Annotated in this window: 25 protein-coding genes, 2 pseudogenes and 1 other annotated feature; of the genes and pseudogenes, 9 read left to right on the top strand and 18 right to left on the bottom strand. The window is 73.2% G+C overall.

What is annotated here, in order from left to right; translation table 11 throughout:
* Positions 1-3: 3 nt before the first annotated feature.
* Together QSK00_RS27970 and QSK00_RS27965 are read right to left on the bottom strand one after the other, a co-directional pair.
* Positions 4-504, bottom strand: a complete 501-nt coding sequence (locus QSK00_RS27970; RefSeq protein WP_285596453.1) for a redoxin domain-containing protein — start codon at positions 502-504, stop codon at positions 4-6.
* 114 nt (positions 505-618) lie between these two features.
* Positions 619-735, bottom strand: a pseudogene (locus QSK00_RS27965) (ATP-binding protein); the annotation flags it as partial.
* Positions 736-809: 74 nt separating this feature from the next.
* Between QSK00_RS27965 and QSK00_RS27960 the strand changes: the two are divergent.
* Both QSK00_RS27960 and QSK00_RS27955 read left to right on the top strand, forming a co-directional pair.
* A pseudogene (locus QSK00_RS27960) lies at positions 810-2077 on the top strand (IS3 family transposase).
* Positions 1064-1195 (top strand) — a sequence feature (AL1L pseudoknot). (Overlaps the previous pseudogene by 132 nt.)
* Positions 2078-2313: 236 nt before the next feature.
* A complete protein-coding gene (locus QSK00_RS27955) occupies positions 2314-2511 on the top strand; it encodes a hypothetical protein (RefSeq protein ID WP_285596341.1) in 198 nt (65 codons plus the stop codon).
* A gap of 368 nt (positions 2512-2879) precedes the next feature.
* Here the strand turns inward: QSK00_RS27955 and QSK00_RS27950 are convergent, their stop codons facing one another.
* Positions 2880-3284 (bottom strand): hypothetical protein, encoded by a 405-nt coding sequence (locus QSK00_RS27950; protein ID WP_285596340.1) that lies wholly within the window; start codon positions 3282-3284, stop codon positions 2880-2882.
* 44 nt (positions 3285-3328) lie between these two features.
* Positions 3329-3610, bottom strand: coding sequence for a hypothetical protein (locus QSK00_RS27945; protein ID WP_285596338.1), 282 nt, complete (start codon positions 3608-3610; stop codon positions 3329-3331).
* A 186-nt stretch (positions 3611-3796) separates the two neighbouring features.
* Between QSK00_RS27945 and QSK00_RS27940 the strand changes: the two genes are divergently transcribed.
* Complete coding sequence (locus QSK00_RS27940; RefSeq protein WP_285596336.1) at positions 3797-5392, top strand: molybdopterin-dependent oxidoreductase; 1596 nt, start codon at positions 3797-3799, stop codon at positions 5390-5392.
* On the opposite strand, the gene QSK00_RS27935 is transcribed toward QSK00_RS27940, so the two are convergent.
* A complete protein-coding gene (locus tag QSK00_RS27935) occupies positions 5379-5588 on the bottom strand; it encodes a hypothetical protein (RefSeq protein ID WP_285596334.1) in 210 nt (69 codons plus the stop codon). The two genes, QSK00_RS27940 and QSK00_RS27935, sit on opposite strands and share 14 nt — an antisense overlap.
* A 482-nt stretch (positions 5589-6070) precedes the next feature.
* Between QSK00_RS27935 and QSK00_RS27930 the strand changes: the two genes are divergently transcribed.
* A complete protein-coding gene (locus tag QSK00_RS27930) occupies positions 6071-6307 on the top strand; it encodes a hypothetical protein (RefSeq protein ID WP_285596330.1) in 237 nt (78 codons plus the stop codon).
* Positions 6304-6660, top strand: a complete 357-nt coding sequence (locus tag QSK00_RS27925) for a hypothetical protein (RefSeq protein WP_285596328.1) — start codon at positions 6304-6306, stop codon at positions 6658-6660. Before QSK00_RS27930 ends, QSK00_RS27925 begins: the two co-directional genes overlap by 4 nt.
* 6 nt (positions 6661-6666) lie before the next feature.
* Here QSK00_RS27925 and QSK00_RS27920 read toward each other — a convergent pair whose 3' ends face one another.
* From QSK00_RS27920 to QSK00_RS27905, 4 genes are all read right to left on the bottom strand, one after another.
* A complete protein-coding gene (locus QSK00_RS27920; protein WP_285596451.1) occupies positions 6667-7068 on the bottom strand; it encodes a WS/DGAT domain-containing protein in 402 nt (133 codons plus the stop codon).
* Between the two features lie 56 nt (positions 7069-7124).
* Positions 7125-7793 (bottom strand): GAF and ANTAR domain-containing protein, encoded by a 669-nt coding sequence (locus tag QSK00_RS27915; protein WP_285596326.1) that lies wholly within the window; start codon positions 7791-7793, stop codon positions 7125-7127.
* A gap of 81 nt (positions 7794-7874) precedes the next feature.
* Entirely contained in the window at positions 7875-8363 is a 489-nt protein-coding gene (locus QSK00_RS27910; RefSeq protein ID WP_285596324.1) for an ANTAR domain-containing protein, read from the bottom strand.
* Positions 8364-8839: 476 nt separating this feature from the next.
* Positions 8840-9529, bottom strand: a complete 690-nt coding sequence (locus QSK00_RS27905; RefSeq protein ID WP_285596322.1) for a GAF and ANTAR domain-containing protein — start codon at positions 9527-9529, stop codon at positions 8840-8842.
* A gap of 273 nt (positions 9530-9802) precedes the next feature.
* Here QSK00_RS27905 and QSK00_RS27900 point away from each other — a divergent pair, with 273 nt between their 5' ends.
* Together QSK00_RS27900 and QSK00_RS27895 are read left to right on the top strand one after the other, a co-directional pair.
* A complete protein-coding gene (locus tag QSK00_RS27900) occupies positions 9803-10369 on the top strand; it encodes a DUF5994 family protein (protein ID WP_285596321.1) in 567 nt (188 codons plus the stop codon).
* 229 nt (positions 10370-10598) lie between these two features.
* Complete coding sequence (locus QSK00_RS27895; RefSeq protein ID WP_285596319.1) at positions 10599-10955, top strand: hypothetical protein; 357 nt, start codon at positions 10599-10601, stop codon at positions 10953-10955.
* Between the two features lie 6 nt (positions 10956-10961).
* Here QSK00_RS27895 and QSK00_RS27890 read toward each other — a convergent pair whose 3' ends face one another.
* The 8 genes from QSK00_RS27890 to QSK00_RS27855 form a co-directional block, all read right to left on the bottom strand.
* Positions 10962-12455 (bottom strand): wax ester/triacylglycerol synthase domain-containing protein, encoded by a 1494-nt coding sequence (locus tag QSK00_RS27890; RefSeq protein ID WP_285596318.1) that lies wholly within the window; start codon positions 12453-12455, stop codon positions 10962-10964.
* A complete protein-coding gene (locus tag QSK00_RS27885) occupies positions 12362-12589 on the bottom strand; it encodes a hypothetical protein (RefSeq protein WP_285596316.1) in 228 nt (75 codons plus the stop codon). The genes QSK00_RS27890 and QSK00_RS27885 overlap by 94 nt, the downstream gene beginning before the upstream one ends.
* 256 nt (positions 12590-12845) lie before the next feature.
* Entirely contained in the window at positions 12846-13070 is a 225-nt protein-coding gene (locus tag QSK00_RS27880; RefSeq protein WP_285596314.1) for a hypothetical protein, read from the bottom strand.
* Between the two features lie 261 nt (positions 13071-13331).
* Positions 13332-13490 carry a hypothetical protein gene (locus QSK00_RS27875; protein ID WP_285596313.1) on the bottom strand — a complete coding sequence of 53 codons (159 nt, stop codon included), beginning with the start codon at positions 13488-13490 and terminating at the stop codon, positions 13332-13334.
* A gap of 155 nt (positions 13491-13645) precedes the next feature.
* Positions 13646-14608 carry an alpha/beta hydrolase gene (locus tag QSK00_RS27870; RefSeq protein ID WP_285596311.1) on the bottom strand — a complete coding sequence of 321 codons (963 nt, stop codon included), beginning with the start codon at positions 14606-14608 and terminating at the stop codon, positions 13646-13648.
* On the bottom strand, positions 14605-15249 hold the full coding sequence (locus QSK00_RS27865) for a YveK family protein (RefSeq protein ID WP_285596309.1): 645 nt from the start codon (positions 15247-15249) through the stop codon (positions 14605-14607). The genes QSK00_RS27870 and QSK00_RS27865 overlap by 4 nt, the downstream gene beginning before the upstream one ends.
* On the bottom strand, positions 15246-15872 hold the full coding sequence (locus QSK00_RS27860; protein WP_285596307.1) for a DedA family protein: 627 nt from the start codon (positions 15870-15872) through the stop codon (positions 15246-15248). The genes QSK00_RS27865 and QSK00_RS27860 overlap by 4 nt, the downstream gene beginning before the upstream one ends.
* Positions 15869-16558 carry a phosphatase PAP2 family protein gene (locus tag QSK00_RS27855; protein WP_285596306.1) on the bottom strand — a complete coding sequence of 230 codons (690 nt, stop codon included), beginning with the start codon at positions 16556-16558 and terminating at the stop codon, positions 15869-15871. Before QSK00_RS27855 ends, QSK00_RS27860 begins: the two co-directional genes overlap by 4 nt.
* 98 nt (positions 16559-16656) lie before the next feature.
* Here QSK00_RS27855 and QSK00_RS27850 point away from each other — a divergent pair, with 98 nt between their 5' ends.
* Positions 16657-17361: a response regulator transcription factor gene (locus QSK00_RS27850; RefSeq protein ID WP_285596304.1), complete on the top strand. Its 705-nt coding sequence runs from the start codon at positions 16657-16659 to the stop codon at positions 17359-17361.
* A 19-nt stretch (positions 17362-17380) separates the two neighbouring features.
* Positions 17381-18796, top strand: coding sequence for a sensor histidine kinase (locus QSK00_RS27845; RefSeq protein WP_285596302.1), 1416 nt, complete (start codon positions 17381-17383; stop codon positions 18794-18796).
* Positions 18797-18817: 21 nt separating this feature from the next.
* Here QSK00_RS27845 and QSK00_RS27840 read toward each other — a convergent pair.
* A partial coding sequence (locus tag QSK00_RS27840; protein ID WP_285596449.1) for an integrase core domain-containing protein occupies positions 18818-18919 on the bottom strand: 102 nt, incomplete at its 5' end.

Genomic DNA, 18919 nt, shown 5'->3' with positions numbered 1-18919 from the left:
GCCCTAGGTGAGGTTGCTCAGGCGCTGCGTGAGGTCTTCTTCGGAGAGCCCGTTCTTGACCACCTGCACAGCGCCGCTCGGAGCGATGAAGGCATACGCGGGTTGTTGAGTCACCCCGAAGTGGCGCCAGACGGAGGTGTCGGTGTCGGCGAGCTGGGTGAAGGTCAGCCCGTACTTCGCCTGGAAAGCCTTCATCGCGGGCACCTGGTCGAGCGCGGCGACGCCGATGAAGGTCACGCCGGGATGTTGCGACGCGATCCTGGCGACCCCGGGGGCCTCGGCATTGCAGGTCGGGCACCAGGGCGCCCAGAACCACATCACGACCGGCTTCCCCGCGAGACTCTTCCCGTCGAACGGCGCACCGCTGAGCGTCGTCGAGGAGAAGCTCAACGAATCGGCCCCGGACGGGGCCGGGGAACTCGAGACGGCTCCCGGCGAGGAGGAGCATCCGGCTACCAGGGCGAGAGCCGCGACGGACAGGACCAGGGCGCGGACGAGCCGCATCACGACCTCCAACGATCGGTTGCACGCGACCGTACGCCTGACTGTCAACGGCGCCTGAATCTGGACCCCTTGGTGACGGTTGAAAATGGACCCCTTCACGGTTGCTGATCTTGTTCAGTCGTCGGTCTGGTTGGCGGCGGGGACGCGGCCGAGGTCGCGGTCCTTGAGCCGGTAGCTGTCGCCCTCGAGGGAGACGACCTCGGCGTGGTGGACGAGGCGGTCGTGAAGCGCCCCGGGTGTGGTGGAGGCTCTGATCCCACGGGAAGGTGGGGGTCGTGCCGGCGCCGAGGAAGTTCAGCGACGAGATGCGGGAACGCGCGAAGCGGATGGTTCGCGAAGCGCGGCAGCAGGAGCCGGGCCTGTCGGTCAACGCGGCGTGCAAGTGGATCGGGCCGCAGCTGGGCATCCAGCCCGACACATTGCGGAACTGGTGCAAGCAGGCCGATGTAGACGACGGTCTCGCACCGGGGACCACGACAGCGGAGTCTGAGGAGCTCAAGCGGCTGCGACGGGAGAACGCCGAGCTCCGCCGCGCGAACGAGATCCTGAAGACCGCGTCGGCGTTTTTCGCAGCGGCGGAGCTCGACCGCCATGTCCGCTGATCGTCGACTACATCGATCAGCACAAGCACCGCTTCGGGGTCGAGCCGATCTGCCGTGTCCTCACCAGCGAGGGCATCGCGGTCGCCCCGTCGGGCTACTACGCCCACAAGCAACGCCCATCCTCGCGACGAGCGCTGTCGGACGCGGCGCTGGCCGAGACGATCGAGGCCACCTTCTTCGACCGTGACAAGGGCCGCGGGGTCTACGGAGCCCGCAAGATGTGCGCTCAGCTGCGCCGCGACGGCATCACCGGCCTGTCCGGGCACTCGGTGGCACTCTGCACGGTGGAGCGGCTCATGCGTCTCCTCGGACTGCGCGGGGTCCGCCGCGGCCAGTCGGTGATCACCACCCACACGGATCGACAGTCGCAGCGAGCCCCGGATCTGGTCGATCGGGACTTCACCGCGCAGCGCCCGAACCAGCTGTGGGTGGTGGACATGACCTACCTGCCGACGTGGTCGGGGATGGTGTTCACCGCGTTCGTCTCCGATGTCTACTCCCGGCGCATCGTCGGCTGGCGCTGCGCCGCCCGTATGCCTACCGAGCTGCCCCTCGACGCCCTAGAGATGGCGCTCTGGATCCGAGAACGCGCAGGTCAGGCCACTGACGGGCGGCTCGACGGGCTGATCCACCACTCCGATGCTGGATCGCAGTACACCGCGATCCGCTAAAGCGAGCGGCTGCTCGAGGCCGGAGCGCTGGCCTCCATCGGCTCGATCGGCGACTCCTACGACAACGCGATGGCCGAGTCGCTGATCGGGCTCTAAAAGACCGAATGCGTCACCCGAGACGGCCCACTGCGCACCGTCGCCGACCTCGAACTGGTCACCGCGTCCTGGGCGCACTGGTTCAACACCAGTCGCCTGCACTCCGGACTCGGCCACATCCCGCCAACCGAGTACGAACAGAACTACTACGCTCACCAAGCAACCCGAGAAGATCCACTCTCGGGAGAACCCAGCCTCCGCTGAAGTCGGGGCGCTTCAGCCCGAGACCGTGGACGTGGGCGTGGATGCCGGCCCGGAGCCGGAGCCAGAGCCGCGCTTACCACGGCGGCCCACGCTCGCGAACGGGGCGGCGACCGCGACAACCGGACGGTCCGTTCTCCGCACCTGCCCGCGCCCAGCGCTGGCCCTCGATCCTCCCCGCGCAGACTGTCGCGATGCAGTTGTGGGCTTCGGGACCGATCGGATGCTCGGGTCTGGTCGTGCTCGCTGCCGTCGACGATCCTCACGTCGAGGACTGGTTCGAGCCGGGGCGCCTGCCTTCGACCTGGCTGGTCGACGTGGCGGCCGCCGAACTCGCCGTCGAGATGCTCCATGACGCCGTCACGACGGGCCGCGACGTCGACATCGATCTCATCGTCGATCGCGCCGCGCGGGCCGTCGGCTCGAAAGTCGACTGACCGCAGCGAGTGTTCGGGACGCGCTGTCCGCTGCCCGCGTCCTGACCGGACCCGCGGTGGTCCGGCTCGGGGGTCGGAGGCCGCTGGCCATGTCGTGCAGCCGATGGGGAGCGTGCTGCGCGAACGGCTGGGTCGGACCGGTCAGGACGGGTCTGACCGGATCCTCGCCGACACGCGCCGACACGAGCCGACGACGACAGGGCGTCCCCCTGGGAACGTCGGTACCAATCCCGCATGTTCATTTCCGGAGGTGGGCGCCGGTGGATTCCGGCGGGCAGCGGACCGGGTCGGCACCCCATTGAGGAGAAGTGCCGATGGGAGCCGCGTCGCTCACCTCCACGGACTCGACCGACGGTGGAGCGCAGGTCTCACCGTTCGAGATCGAAGCGTGGATCGAGGTCGCCGACCGGGCTGGGAGGCCGAGATGTTTCGGTCTCGGCGATCGGCGCCGGATGGGTGGCCATGAGCGCCCCGCCGCTGAGGACGAGGATCCCGAGTCCGGTCAGCTCGATGAGCCGGGCGAGCGGCGGGATCGCCTCCCCGGGAGGCAGCAGAGCGCCGGCGATGCCCGAGACGACGATGCCGACCCCGAACGTGGCGACCGCGACTCCGAATGTCCGGCCGACCGGCTCGAGGGTCCATCCGACACACCACCGCACAGCACGCCTGCGCCACAGTTCCGGTCGAACGCTCGCGGCGATTCCCCAGCCGCCGACCAGAGCGCCGAGCACGAGCGCGGCGAGGACAGCCAGCGAGCGCAGATGCAGCTCCATCGCTGACCTCTTTCTGACGGGGACGGGGTCTGTTGAGTGCAACGTCACGCGCTCCACGGAGGTTCGATCTGCTCGCAGATCACGTCGAGGAAGCCTTCCACGCGGGCCACGACCACGAATGCCCTGCGATCGCCTTCGAGGTCGTGAACGACCGTCACCGGTCGCGCCCACGCCCTGGCCAGCTCGATGAGCAGGGCCGCGACCCGGGTCGCCGCCTCCCGCCCGGTGGCGCAGGTCGCGGTGCGGGCGACGACGCCGCCGTCGGCGATGAGGGAGGCCGACCACGACCCGACCTGGTCGAACCGGTACCGCACGAGCACCAACACCGCAGTTCCCCTCGGGCCAGTACGACAGCGACGCCGGCCGGAAGCGACGGGGCGTGCCGTGCAGCGTCGCACCAGCACCAATGATCACGTGAGGCGGCACCGCGCGACGCCCGAGGAGAGCGACCGGCCGGCGGCTCGCCCTCTGCTGGAATCGAACTCGAGCCGTCCGGCCGACGAAGCAGCGTCATGACGACCGACACCGATCCTCCGACGGGAACCGCGACCGCCGCTCGGACCGCGATCTCGCCTGCGGTCGCCGGAGCGATCGGCGTACTCGCGGTGGGGGTGGCGCTCGGGCTCGGTGACCTCGTCGCCGCGCTCACCGCTCCGCCCTCGTCACCGTTCCTCGCCGTGGGCAACCAGTTCATCCGGCTGACCCCGGAGGCCATGAAGGAGTTCGCGACCAGCACCTTCGGCGTCCACGACAAGCAGGTGCTGCTCGCGAGCATGGCCGTCGTGATCGCCGCGGTGGCCGTCGTCGGTGGGCTCCTCTCGCGGCGCAACGTCCTCCCGGGAACCGTGCTCGTCGTCGTCCTGGGGCTCGTCGGGATGTCCTCGGCCGTCGCCTCCCCCACCTTCACCGAGGCCTACCTGATCGCCCCGCTCGTGGCGCTCGTCGGTGGTGTCGCCACGTTCGTGGGACTCCACCGCCTGGCCCTGGCCCCGCGCGGAGGGACGGGCGCTGCGCCGGGAGGCGAGGCCGGTCACGCACGGAATCCCCGGCGCCGGCTCGCCCTCGGACTCGGCGCGGCACTCGCGGGAGCGGCCGTCACCGGGCTGCTCGGACGCATCCTCACGGCCACCGGTGGGGCCGAGGCCTCGCGGAACGCCGTCGGTCCGCTGCCGTCCCCGGCCGGACAGCCGGCTGCCCCGCCGCCCGACGCGGACTTCGCCGCCGTGGGCACGCCGACCTGGATCACCCCGAACGCGGACTTCTACCGCATCGACACCGCCCTGCAGGTCCCCCAGGTCTCCGCCTCCTCCTACCAGCTGCGCATCCACGGGATGGTCGATCGGGAGGTCACGCTGAACTACGACCAGCTGCGGGCCCGAGCTCAGCTCGAAGCGCCGATCACCATGTGCTGCGTCTCCAACGACATCGGCGGAAACCTGATCTCGAACGCGGTCTTCCTCGGCGTCCCGCTGCGCGACCTGCTCGCCGAGGCCGGCGTCCGACCCGGCGCCGACCAGATCGCCTCCACCAGCGTCGACGGCTTCACCACCGGCACCCCGGTGGCTGCCTGCACCGACGGCCGGAACGCGATGCTCGCCCTGGGGATGAACGGACAGCCCCTCCCGGTGGAACACGGTTTCCCGGTCCGCATGGTCGTCCCCGGGCTCTACGGGTTCGTCTCCGGATGCAAGTGGATCACCGACATCGAGCTCACCACGTTCGACGCCTTCCAGTCCTACTGGCAGCAACGGGGCTGGGCCGCCCAGGCACCGGTGAAGACCCAGTCCCGCATCGACGTGCCACGCGACGGCGCGACCTTCCCCGCCGGGCGCGTCACGGTGGCCGGCACCGCCTGGGCCCAGCACCGCGGCATCGCCCGCGTCGAGGTCCGCGCGGACGGTGGCCCGTGGCAGACCGCCGACCTCGCCGCCGACGTCTCCATCGACACCTGGCGGATGTGGCGCACCGTGCTCGACCTCGGCCCCGGGCCGCACTCCCTGCAGGTCCGCGCGACCGACGCCACCGGCGCCACCCAACCCGAGGCCTTCAGCCTGACCATCCCCGACGGCGCCACCGGCTGGCACACCGTGGACATCACGGCGCGCTGACGAGCTCTCCGACGTCCGACGGCGGATCGCCCGCCGTGCCGCGCCGCGTGACCGTCGTCCGGGCGACGGCCTCACGCACCGGGATCGGGTCGCTCGGTCCGGTCGGCGCGATGAGGAACACGCCGGGCGTCCGCGCGAGCCCGCCGTCGACCTTCGGGGCGTGATGGGCCCGGACGGGAGGTGCGTCCTCGGGCACGACTCGTCGATGCCGGAGAGAGGACCGGACGACGCAGCCCGGATCAACGCCGAGAGTGTCGACGGCTCCCGGAGCGACCGGTTGCGAAGCAGACGGCCGCAGCAACCGCCGTCGCAGGCCGAATCGTCCTCCGCGCGCGCCGTCGGCGCACCGACCAGCCTCGCCGGCAACGCGTCCCGGATCGGGTGGGCATCGACCACGGGGCACCGCCCGCCCCGAGCCCGGTCGGTGGCGGAGGACGCCGCCGCCCGGCCGGTGCCCACGGTCGGCGTCCTCACCTCCGGGAGGGCGTACCCTGAGCACGCCGAGGCGTCATCGACCGGTGTTCACGCCGGTCCTCCTCGCCAGAACTGCCATACCGGCCGCTCGACGGCCTGGGACGGGGCACCCGCCATGACGGGACCGGACGACAGCTCGCACGGCGCACGACGGCACGGCGGACCATTCCCGCCCACCGCCGTGCTTCCTCGGGGCGGCGTGGCGTGAGCGCCCGGCCCCGCTTCACCTCGACCGAACCGGCCCGGGACCCGGCGGACGAGGCCGCCGCGTCGGCGGCGGCGCGGCGCCTGGCGGTCCGGGTGGTGGCAGCCCGGAGTACGGGTGTCGAGGACTGCCGTGACCTGCTCGACATGCTCGGACTGCACTCGGCCGCCGGACTGCCCGGCCCCGCGATCGGCGATCTCACCCAGTTCGAGCCACCGATCCCGGGCCGGCGGTGAGCGGTGGACCCGCCGGTCCGCAGCGTCGTGCGGTCGGCTCGGAGCCGGCCACGACCTCGACGTCGGACCGGGCCGTCGCCCTGCGGCAGGCGATCAGGCGGGCGGGCGAGACGGACGTCGAACGGCCGTCGTTCTCCCCCGACGGCGGCGTCACCGTGCACGGGCCCGAGACGCGGCGGGCCCGTCTGCAACCGCTCGGGCAGCGCACCCGCATCAGTCTGAGCGACGGTGGGACGCTGGTCGGTGAGGCCGAGGTCGACAGCGACACCCTCGTCGCGGCGATCGACGCCCGAGGAGCGACCTACGACGCCGCGGCCGACGCGCTCGCGGTCGAGAACGGACGACCGGGCTGAACCACGTCAGCCGAGCGCGAGCACCTCGCCGAACGCCTCCTCCACGCACGCCGCGAGCACCTCGGGCGCGGTGACCGCGGCGGGATCGACCGTGGCCCCCACGTGGCAGACGTCCGCGTCCGACATCAGGGCCACCATCACCGCGCCCCCGGGCAACGGCCCGAAGGCGTAGCTGCGCTCGATGCGGGCGCCGGCGACGAACGCCGGGCGGGTCATCCCCGGGATGTTGCTCACCTGCACGTCGTTGCCACGGGTCGCCCCACCCTGCACACGAGCGAGCACCACCGGCGGGAGCGCGGCGAGCAGCGGCGCGATCAGACCGAGCGCATCGGTGATCCGCTCCTGCCTCAACCCCGCGACGATGTCGCGGACCAGGCCGATGCGCGCCGCCGCGTCGTCCTCGCCGATCGGGGCCGCGAATCGCAGGCAGCTCGGTGCTCCGAGGACGTACGCGCAGCGAGAGGTCAGCCCTCCAGCACGACGGACGGATCCACCGTGCGCTCGACGAGGCTGCGGGCCAGGTCCGTGAGGCGCTGCCCGTGAGAGCGGGCGTGGCGCCGCAGCAGGGCGAACGCCTCCTCGGGATCGACCGCCGTGCGGGAGCGGAGGTGGGACTCGGCGGCGAGCACTCCCTTGGCCTGCTCGATGACGATCCGGCTGTTGAGAGCGCCCTGCAGTTGCTCCTGGACGGTCTCCGCCCTGCGGAGCGCGCGCTCGTGGATCAGTCCGATCGTGGCCGCGTCGGCGAGGGCCTGCCCGAGACGGGCGTCGATGTCGGAGAGGGCGTGTGGACGGGTGTGCAGCAGGGTCAGCACCCCGATCACGTCGTCGCGCAGTCGCATCGGCAGCGCATGCGTCGCCCGGAATCCCGCCTCGACGGCACCGCGTGCGTAGCGCGGCCAGCGGTGCTGGGCGTCGGCGGCGGTGAGATCGTCGCAGAGCTGCTGCTCCCCCGTCCGTACGCAGTCGACGCAGGGCCCGCCGTCGATCGCGACGGCGAACACCTCGAGCAACCGGGACCGCTCGGAGGAGGCCGCGGCCACGGAGAGCCTCCCCTGCCCGTCGACGAGGATGATGCCCGCGGCGGAGACGTCGAGCAGCGCGATGCAGCGCTCGGCGAGCATCGTCAGCATGTCCAGCGCGTCGAAAGTCGTGGACCAGGGTGTCGGTCAGCGCCAGGAAGGTGTCGACCACCTCCGCCTCACGGGTCTCGCTCATGGGTGGTCGTCCTCCGGGTCCGGGGTGGGTCGCGGATCGTCGTGAATCGGGTCGGTGAGGTCCAGCGTGCGCGCGATGACCCGGCGAGCCACCTCGCGCAGCGGCTCGCCGTGCGCGAACGCGTGGGCACGCAGGCGGAGCAACGCCGTACCGACGTCCATCCCGGACCGCGCCGAGAGCATGCCGGAGGCGATGTGGACATCGGCGTGGACGCCGGGCAGCCAGCCGATGTCCTCCCCTGTCCCGGGATCGGTGTCGGGGTCCGTGAGCAGGGCCTCCGTCACCGCGTCCCCTGCGGCGAGGGCACTCGCGAGCTGCGATCGCGACAGTCCCCCGGAGCGGGTGCGGTACAGGTCGAGCGTGCCCAGACGGACCACGCCGAGCTGCAGCGGGAACGAGAAGACCGCCGCCGCCCCGGCAGCCAGAGCACTCGGGGCGAAGCCGGGCCAACGACCGAGCTCCGCGGCGAGATCGGCGGTCAGCACCGGGACCCCTCGGGCGAAGGCATCGAGGCACGGGCCCTCCCCCGTCGTCAGCTGAAGGTCCTCGAGTCGGCTCGACAAAGCCCCGACGGCGGCGATCTGGTCCCTCGCCCCGCGCAGCCCTCCCGCCAGACTGCCCATCACCGTGATCCCGGCCCCGTCGACGGCGACTCGGGACAGGAGGTCCGCGCAGACCTGACCGAGGCGGTGTCCGAGCGCAACCGGTTCCGACCCGCGCGGGAGATCGCCGTCCGCGGCCTCGTCGTCGGGCGGCCGATCGGTGCCGTCGCCCCCCATCCGGAATCCCCCATCGCGGATGCGCCGCTCGGAGCATCGCCGGGTCGGGTCCGGGGCGGGCAGTGGGACCCGTTCGTTCCACTGCGACGAGGACCGCCGACACTAGCCCCGGCGCGGGTGGTCAGCGACCCGGCCGAGGGCCTCGGCCGAGAACCGCCTCCGGTCGGTCGATCACCGCGCCCTCACGGTCGGGACCCCGCTCCTCGTGCGTCGTCGATCAACCACCGCGCGACGGCGTGGACCTTGAGGTTGACGTGCTGGCTCGAGGCCACGAGGCGCGCGAAGGCCTCGTCGTCCGAGAGCCCGTACCGCTCCATCAGGATGCCCTTGGCCTGACCGATCGCATCCCGGTTGGCCAGCGCCGTCGTCATCCGGGCCACGCGATGGGCGCCGTGCAGCGCGAGGGAGGCGCAGGACGCGAACATCGCCGCCCGGGACAGGCCGTCCTCGCCGACGACCTCCGGGTGTCCGCCGTAGAGGGTCAGCGCACCCACGACGGCGTCGTGGCGGTTGAACAGGGGCAGCGAGCACGCCACGAGCACTCCTCGCTGCGCCGCGACCGGGGCGAACAGCGGCCACCGGTCGACGCCCGAGGTGCTCATGTCGGACGCGGTCACCGTGTCCCCGCCCCGGACCGCGTCGAGGCAGGGCCCCTGGTCGAGCGTGTTCTGCAGCGCGTCGAGCTCGGCGACCACGGCGTCGGACGGGGCCCGCGAGCTGACGGTGCCGTCACGCTCGAGGTACGAGATGCCGGCCCCCGTCACGAGCGGCAACGACGCGACGGCCCCCGCCACGATCAGCGCCAACGTCTCGTCGACGCTCTCCGGGCCCCTGGTCGGGATCAGTCGTCGCACGGCGAGGTGGAGGGGCACCGGAGTCCCGGGATCGGCATCGATGGGCGCGACCGAAGTCAGGTGCCGACGACCGGGAGGGATCGAGTTCACGGATGGGCGGACCTCTCGCTGCGCGTACGTCCTCGGGGCACCGAGCTGCAGTACCTACCGGCGACGAGCGGGTCCGGGCTCGCCGCCCACGGTGAACACGATAACGCGATCCGGTTGCACACCACACCATCTGAGACTCCGTCGACGCACGGCCGGCGCCGCGGGTCCGTCCGGATCACGGTCGATCGCCGCGACATCCTCGTGAGCACGTACGCTGGGCGTATCGGGGCGTTCCCGACCGGCGTCCACGCCGGTCCCCCTCGCCAGAACTGCCATACCGGCCGCTCGGCGGCCTGGGACGGGGCGCCCGCGATGTCGGGACCGCACGATGAGCGCGACCACTCGGACACCCCGGGCGAGCTGCGACTGCGGCTCCGGGACCTGATGGGGAACGACAACGGCTACGTCGACGGTGCGTGGTGGCCGCGGACGCGGGACCTCGCCGCCGAACTCCCCGCGCTGCTCGCCGCCGTCGGTGCGCGGGTGGGGCCGGTGGAGCGGGTCGCCTTCGGCCTCGCCGACCGGGACGCGGTCGGGGTCCGGCGTCTCGCCGGACCCGAGGGTCGCATCCCGGTCGAGGGATTCCGGTCGATCGAGGCCTCCACGCTCTGGCTCGTCGTCCGCGGTCGAGGCCGGTCGCGCATCGGGCTCATGGTCATCCCGGCCGCGACCGACGAGGAACGCGGCGACGAGCTGCTCGAGGCAGCGGGCCGGGGCGGCGAGCGACGCTCTCCGTCCGAGGTGCTCGCAGGCGCGGGTGCCTCGTGAACGCCCGGCCCCGCTTCATCCCCACCGAGCCGGCCCGGGACCTGGAACGGGACGCCGCGACCTCGGCCGCCGCTCGTCACCGGGCGGTTCGTGTCGTGGCGGCCCTGAGTACCGATGTGGAGGACTGCCGCGAAATGCTCGGCATGCTCGGACTGCACCGGGCCGCGGGATTGCCCGGTCCGGCGCCCGACGAGTTCGTCGAGTTCACACCGCCGCGGCCAGGGCGACCGTGAGCAGTGGTGCGGCCGGTCCGCAGCGTCGTGCGGTCGGCTCGGAGCCGGCCACGACCTCGACGTCGGACCGGGCCGTCGCCCTGCGGCAGGCGATCAGGCGGGCGGGCGAGACGGACGTCGAACGGCCGTCGTTCTCCCCCGACGGCGGCGTCACCGTGCACGGGCCCGAGACGCGGCGGGCCCGTCTGCAACCGCTCGGGCAGCGCACCCGCATCAGTCTGAGCGACGGTGGGACGCTGGTCGGTGAGGCCGAGGTCGACAGCGACACCCTCGTCGCGGCGATCGACGCCCGAGGAGCGACCTACGACGCCGCGGCCGACGCGCTCGCGGTCGAGAACGGACGACCGGGCTGAACCACGTCAGCCGAGCGCGAGCACCTCGCCGAACGCCTCCTCCACGCACGCCGCGAGCACCTCGGGCGCGGTGACCGCGGCGGGATCGACCGTGGCCCCCACGTGGCAGACGTCCGCGTCCGACATCAGGGCCACCATCACCGCGCCCCCGGGCAACGGCCCGAAGGCGTAGCTGCGCTCGATGCGGGCGCCGGCGACGAACGCCGGGCGGGTCATCCCCGGGATGTTGCTCACCTGCACGTCGTTGCCACGGGTCGCCCCACCCTGCACACGAGCGAGCACCACCGGCGGGAGCGCGGCGAGCAGCGGCGCGATCAGACCGAGCGCATCGGTGATCCGCTCCTGCCTCAACCCCGCGACGATGTCGCGGACCAGGCCGATGCGCGCCGCCGCGTCGTCCTCGCCGACCGGGGCCGCGAATCGCAGGCCCGCCCAGTGGTTGCCGCCCAGCGCATCGGAGGCCACCCGCGTGTTCATCGGCATGCCGACCGGGACCCGCTCGGGCACCGGCACGCCCATCCTGCGGTGGTACCGGGCCATACCACCGAGAACGGCGGCGACGTAGGCGTCGTTCAGCGAGCCCCCCGCTGCTCGCCCTGCCCGTTTGAGGCCCTCCAGCTCGACGTCCCAGACCAGGAACCTCCGGTTGAGACTGCGGTGGCGCAGCAGCGGGGAGGGCTGTGCGTGGTGCGGGACGGCCGCTCGGGCGGCCGACGCCACGAACGCCGCGCCGTCCCGCACCGCGGTCGCCGGGTGGCGGACGTGTCCGGCCGCGCCGCCCGCCGCCGCGGCGAGGACGCCGAGCAGCGCGGCCGGCGCCGCCCCGAGCACCTCCGCCGTCCGCGCCGCCGTCAGCCCGAACCGGGACCGGCCGCCGCGGGCGGGAGCCTCTCCCACGGGAACCCCGGGTTCCGCCGCGCGGCCGTGGCCGTGCAGCAGGGAGAGGATCTGGACCAGGCCGACGCCGTCCGCCAGGCTGTGATGGACCTTGAGCAGGTACCCCGCACCGCCGCCGTCCAGTCCCGTCACGAGCAGGGCCTCCCAGGGAGGACGGGCGCGGTCGAACGGCGTCGCTGCCCACGTCGCGGCGAGGTCCAGCAGCGAGGACAGCCCGCCGGGTTCGGCGAGCCGCATCCGGCGGACGTGGAATCCGAGGGAGAAGCTCGGGTCGGGGGACCACTCCGGCAGACCCCACCCCCACCACGGCTCGAGGACGCGGTCCCGGAGCCGCGGGACGACGCGGGTGGCCCGGTCATGCGACTCCAGCACCCGGTCCCAGTCGGGCTCGACGTCGAGAAGGTCGACGATCACGACCGGGTGTCGTAGCCGTGGGTCGGCCTCCGCCCGCCACATCATCGCTTCGAGAGCGTTGAGCCGCCGCGGTGAGTCGACGGGGATCGTGCCGGTCACGCGCGCCCGACCAGAGCACGGACGGCACCGTGCAGGGCGCGCACGTCGACCACGTCGGCGGAACCGATCAACGCCAGGAACTGACCCCATCGCGCTCCGGCGACGTCGACGGTGAGCCCGCTCGACCCTTCGGTCAGCGCGGTCAGACCTTCCAGACCGTCCCGATCGCAGCTCGTGACCGCCGACAGTTCGAGCAGCAGCGCACGTTCGCCCGTCGCGTACACCCTCGTGCAGTACTCCGCGAGGTTGCCGACCTCCCGGGCACCGATGGTGCCTGCGAGATTCACCCGCCGCGTCACCGCCGCCGCCGTCCCCCCGACGCCGACCGCACGGCAGGGCGTGGGGTGAGCCCGTGCACGGTGCCCGTCACGCGGAGGGGCCGTGGACGGACCAGGACCAGGACCCCGTGTCCGGCGGCCTCGACCGCCTCCCGGCCCAGGTCCATCAGATCGACCACCAGCTGTCGAGCACCCGTCAACATCAGCGGCCGTCGGCGGTGTTCCCGCAGACGCCGGCCACCGTGTCCCACACGGTGCGGGCGTCCGGATCACGAGCGAGCCAGACCCGAGCCTCGGCCTCGGCCTCCTGATCGCCGTGGCGAGCCAGCACCTGGAGCGCCGTGAGCCGGTCGATCCACTCCTCATCGGCAGGACGAGGGACGGGCGGCTCGTGGTAGTCCCAGGCGGAGACGGCGAAGCGGGGCATGGGTCTTCCTCAGGATCGTGGAGAATCCCGAGCGCCCTGCGATGCAGGAGGACGGGCCGCGCGAGGTCGGGACGACTCGAACGGCTCCACGGGCGCGTCGGGAGAGGCCGGAACTCGGCCGCGGACGTGGCCTTCTGAGAGGGCCCAGGCTCCCGATGTGGGCGGATGCGGAGTCGACCACCCATCTGATCGTCGATACTCCCCGCAGCGGGGACTGTCCTCCGACCACGCGGTGCGCGCAACCTCGTGTCGTCGGGGCGCTCACCCCTCGGGGCGGGCGACGGCCCGGGCCATCAGCGCCTGCGCCATGACGGTGACGACGCGGCGGTCGTAGGTCAGGACGTAGTCGAAGAGGCGGTCCCCGTCGGGCCCCCACGTCGCACGATCATTTCTTCTCTCGATCATGGCGCCGATCAGCACGGACGTCGCTCGTGAAGCACCACGGCCGACGTGAACCCTGCCCACGGGATCCGGGATGAGAGTCCTCGACGGCGCACCCTCCACGAAGGTCCCGGCCCGTACGGTCAGGGCCTTCTTCGTGGTCAGGCCGACCGAGCAGGCTCCCTTCGGAGGACTCACAGGGGCAGGGCCACGCGTTCCCGGGCCCACTCCGAGAGCAGGACGTGACCGGCACGCTGACCCGGCGACCCGTCCACCGCGTCGAAGGCGTGATCGGCCCCGGGCACGACGACGTGGTCGACCGGCACCCCGAGCGCCCGCGCCGCGACGACGAACCGGTCCAGCCCCGCCCTCGGCACGAGCCGGTCCGCTCCCCCCTCGACGAGCAGGGTCGGCGGGGCGTCACGGCTGAGCGCATCGACCCCGGTGACGGCGCGGTACCGCTCCGGGACCTCGGCGGGCGTCCCTCCGGTGTAGGCCCGCTTGAAGGCCCGGGAGTCGGCGCGGGGCACTCCGCGTTCGTACCCGTCGACCGGGTCGAGGGCCGGGTACTCCGCGACCACCGCGCTCGGCACGGGGACCGGGAGCCCGCAGGAGGAGTCCTGGGTCCCGGTCGCCGCGCGGTAGCCGACCGACACCGCCAGCTGGCCGCCCGCGGAGGCTCCGGCCAGCACCAGTCGCCGGACGTCCCCGCCGAGCGGCGCGGCCTCGGCGGCCAACCGCCCGAGGGCACACGCCACCTGCGGGCCGGCGAGGTCCCACGTCGGTCGGCCCGGTCTCGCGAGCTCGTACTCGACGCTCATCACCAACCAGCCCTCCTGCGCGTAGCGCCGGAGGTCGGCCGGACGGTCGACGTCCGAACCGGCGATCCACCCGCCGCCGTGGACCCAGACCAGGACCGGAGCTGCGCCCGGACCCGGCGTCGGGAACCAGAAGGAGACGTGGAGCGGAGCGCCGTCGGAGGTCGCGGTGAACACCGACCGCAGGTCGGGCCCCGTTCCCGACGACGGGTGCGGCCGGCCGGCGTCGACCAGGGCGGCCCGCACCGGCCGCGCCACGGCGGACGCGCTCGCCCCGAGGACGACGACCGCCAGGAGCACCGGGATGACGGCACGGCGGAGGACGGCGGACGACGTCACCCCCGGAGGCTCCCATCGCCGGTGTCCGCCGTCATCCACGCGCGGACCCGGGTGCGACGTCGTCGCACCCGGCCGGACGTCCCGATCATGGCCGCCACGGCGACGAGCAGCACGCCCGCCACGGCGCCGACCGCGGTCGCCGGGACCGGCGACGGCCGCCCGGTGGGGAGCGAGGGCTCTCCGACGACCCGGGCGGTCAGGCGTGCCGGCTGGGCGGGATCCGGGGTCTCGAGGGTGGGGAGGGTGCGCACGACGGAGTCGGTGACCGCCTGCGCGGAACGTCGTGCGTTCTCCGGGCTGCTTCCGTGGACCGCGATGGCGATGACCGAGGCGGTGTCGGGCGAGGTGACCGCGACCCGCGTGGACAGGTCGGACACCGCCACGCCGAGATCACGCGCTGCCGGCAGGAGCACCAGGTCGCTGGTCACGAGCTCCGCGTCGGTCGCGAGCCGCTGGTTCACGTACTGGTTGGCGCTGGCCGAGGAGCTCCGGGTGACCGTGGGGCCGATGGAGAGCAGGACCCGTGAGGTCGACACGTCGGCGGAGGCGGAGGCGCTATGTGCGACGAGGAACCCGATCGCGGCGCCCAGGACCGCGCCGACGACGAGCGACCGCCACCGGCGGCGCAGGAGCGGGATCACGCCGTCGTCACCGGGGTCGGCCCGGCCGGGCGCGCACGGCGCCGGCGGACGATCCGCACCACGACCAGCACGACCGCGACGGCGACCATCAGGACCGTGCCGACGGTCCCGAACCACCCGACGACCGTCGGCCCCGCGCTGCCCGCGAGGAAGCCCACCAGGACGACCGTCGTCGCCCAGGACGCGCCGCCGACGACGTTCCAGACGCTGAACGTGCGTCGGGGCATGCCGACCGCTCCGGCCACCGCAGGCACGACGGCCCGCAGCACCCCGACCCAGCGGGCGAGGAACACCGCCGGGCCGCCGCGGCGCGCGACGAGGGCCTCGGCGCGCGCCCAGCCCGGCGACCGTTCCCAACGTTCCCGCCGGGCGTCACCGATGGTCCGGCCGAGCAGGTAGCCCGTCTGGTCTCCGGCGATCGCCCCCGCCACGGCCGCCATGGCGACGCCGACCACGTCCGCGCCGCCGAGGGCGGCGACCGCCCCGGCCAGGATCATGACCGTCTCACCCGGCACGAGGAGTCCGACGAAGGCGGCCGACTCCAGCGCGGCGGCCAGCACGACGACGACGTAGACCCACGGACCGTGGACCGCGCCCAGCAGGGCCGTCAGGTCGAGGCTCACGCGTCACCCCGGCCCAGCGCGACCTCGAGCAGTCCGACCGCGGAGACCACGAGGAGAGCCAGCGCCCACCCGGCCAGCACGTCGCTCGGGTAGTGCACCCCGAGCACCACCCGCGAGCACCCGACCGCGGCGACGACGAGCACGGCGACGACCACGACCGAGGTCCGGACCCGCCGTGCCACCGCGGCCAGCACCGGTCGGACGAGCCAGAGCAGGAGCAGGACCACTCCGGCGCTCACGACCGCGTGCCCGGAGGGGAAGGAGTACCCCTGGGCCGCCACGGCCTGGAAGACCAGCGGCGGCCGCGGGCGCGCGACGAGGGTCTTCGCACCCACGTCGACCACCAGGACCGCGCCGAGTCCGGCGAACCCCAGCACCGCCCGGGCGCGGTCACGACGCCACGCCCACCAACCGAGCGCCAGGACGGCCACGGTGATCATCACGGCCGGCGAGCCGACGTCGGTCACCACGACCGCCGCGGTCACCAGCCACGGCTCTCGGTGAGCCGCGACCCACTCGACCACCTGAGGATCGACCAGCGCGAGGCCCCCGTGCGTGACGACCCCGAACCACAACACCTCGAACGCGCCGACCGCGAGGATCACACCCACCAGCAGCGCCTGGGCCGGGGGCGTCCGGTCACCGGAGGCTCGATCCGCGGCACGTGGCCGCAACGACGTCGACATGCCGGTGAGCGTGCGCCGCGGACCGTGTCAGGCCGATGAGAGCGGAACCGCCCGATCTCACATGTCGCGTACACGATCCGCTCACCAGGATCGTCGGCATGCGGGTGCTGGTGGTGGAGGACGAGGTGCGCATGGCGGCGCTGATCCGCCGTGGGCTCGAGGAGGACGGCTACGCCGTGGACGTCGTCGCCACCGGCACGGACGGCATCTGGCAGGCCGAGGAGTTCACCTACGACGCGATCGTGCTCGACGTCATGCTCCCCGGTGCCGACGGATTCGAGGTCTGTCGCCGACTGCGGGAGGAGGGCCGGTGGGCCCCGATCCTCATGCTCACCGCCCGCGACGCCGTCGACGACCGCATCCGCGGCCTCGACGCCGGGGCCGACGACTACCTCACCAAGCCGTTCAGCTTCGGGGAACTCGCGGCCCGCGTCCGGGCGCTCATCCGGCGTGGCGCGGTCGACCGGCCGACGGTCCTGCGTGTCGGGGTCCTCTCCCTCGATCCCGCCAGCCGCCGCGCCTGGCGCGGCGACGACGAGCTCGTGCTCTCCACCAAGGAGTTCGCGCTGCTCGAGCTGTTCCTGCGCCACCCCGACCAGGTGCTGTCGCGGACGATGATCCTCGAACACGTCTGGGACTTCGCGTACGACGGCGTCTCCAACATCATCGACCAGTACGTCTCCTACCTGCGCCGCAAGGTCGACAAGCCCTACGGCAGTGAGATGCTCGAGACGGTGCGCGGCGCCGGTTACCGGCTGCGGGCGACCGGGTCCACGCCCGCCGACCCGACGGCGGGTCCCTGACGAGACCGAGGAGGCTCGCGTGCCGCTGCGGGTCCGGCTGACGCTCGGCTTCACGCTGGGCGTCTTCCTGCTCATCGCCGTCGTCGGGCTCGGGTTCGTCCTGCAGTTGCGCACCAGCCTCCACGCCACGCTCGACGTCGGGCTCGCCAGCCGCGCGGCCACGCTCACCGAGCAGTACGGCACGGGCGGGCTCGCCGCACTGCGCACCTTCCGGGACGAGGAACCGGTCCAGGTCCTCGGGACTGACGGCCGGGTCGTGCTGGCCTCCCCCGACCTCGGGACCCGCCCCGTCCTCGACCGCCGGGCCCTCGACGACCTCGTCGCCGGACGCGTCGAGGGCGACGGCTCCCTCGCCTTCACCGTCGAGGACCACGACGAGAGCACGCGCTACCGCGCGGCGTGGCTGTCCCGCGCCGACGGGCTGGTCCTGGTCGTCGGCACCGGGACCGACATTGCCGACACCGCCGACGAGCACGTCGACGTCGGCCTGCTCGTCGGCGGCCCGATCGCGGCCGTCCTCGCCGGTGCGGGCGCCTGGTGGCTATCCGGCGCCGCGCTGCGTCCGGTGGAGCGGATGCGCCGCCAGAGCGCCGACCTCGCCGAGCACGACGACGGCACCCATCTCGCCGTGCCGGCCACCCGCGACGAGATCGCCGCGCTCGCCGTCACCCTGAACTCCCTGCTCGACCGGCAACGGCAGTCCCTCGCCCAGGAACGGCAGGCCCTCGAACGGGAACGTGGGTTCGTCGCGGACGCCAGCCACGAGCTCCGCACGCCCCTGGCCACACTGCGGGCGGAGCTCGAACTCGCGGCACGGCCCGGCCGGGGTCGCGACGACCTCGCCGAGGCCGTGACCTCGGCCGCCACCGAGACCGAACGCCTGATCCGCCTCGCCGAGGACCTGCTCACCCTCGCCCGGGCGGACGGGGACAGCCTGCTGCGGGTCCGGCGTGCCGACCTCACACGGGTCGCCGCGGACGCCGCCCGCGCCGCCACCGCGGTCGGCGACGCCCGTGACGTCGACATCGTGGTGGAGTCCCCGCCCCGGCTCGAGGCCGACCTCGACCCCGATCGGATCCGGCAGGCGCTGGACAACCTGCTCGCCAACGCCCTGCGCCACTCCCCCGACCACGGTCTGGTCACCGTGACCCTGACGGACCACGACGGGTCGGTGGCCCTGGCGGTGGGCGACGACGGGCCGGGCTTCCCGCCGGAGTTCCTCCCGCACGCCTTCGAGCGGTTCCGGCGCGCCGACAGCGCCCGGGCCCGCTCCGACGGCGGGTCGGGGCTGGGTCTGGCCATCGTGGAGACCATCGCCGCCGCCCATGGCGGCAGCGCCCACGCGCAGAACCGCGCGACCGGTGGTGCGCTCGTGACGATCGAGTTCCCGGCCGTGGCCCGCAGACACGAGGCACGGACGAGAAGCGTCCACTAGCTGTCGTGACCCGTCACGTTGTTAGCAGGCGAGGCGGGTGTTTGGTGGCTGGCCGCCGAGGGCGGAGTGGGCGCGGCGAGTGTTGTAGTCGTGGACCCAGGTGTCCAGGGCGGCCAGCCGCTG

Source organism: Actinomycetospora sp. NBRC 106378 (genome assembly GCF_030269685.1).
Lineage (GTDB): Bacteria > Actinomycetota > Actinomycetes > Mycobacteriales > Pseudonocardiaceae > Actinomycetospora.
The sequence above is the reverse complement of the archived record's forward strand: the minus strand, read 5'-3'. Positions and strand labels throughout refer to the sequence as shown.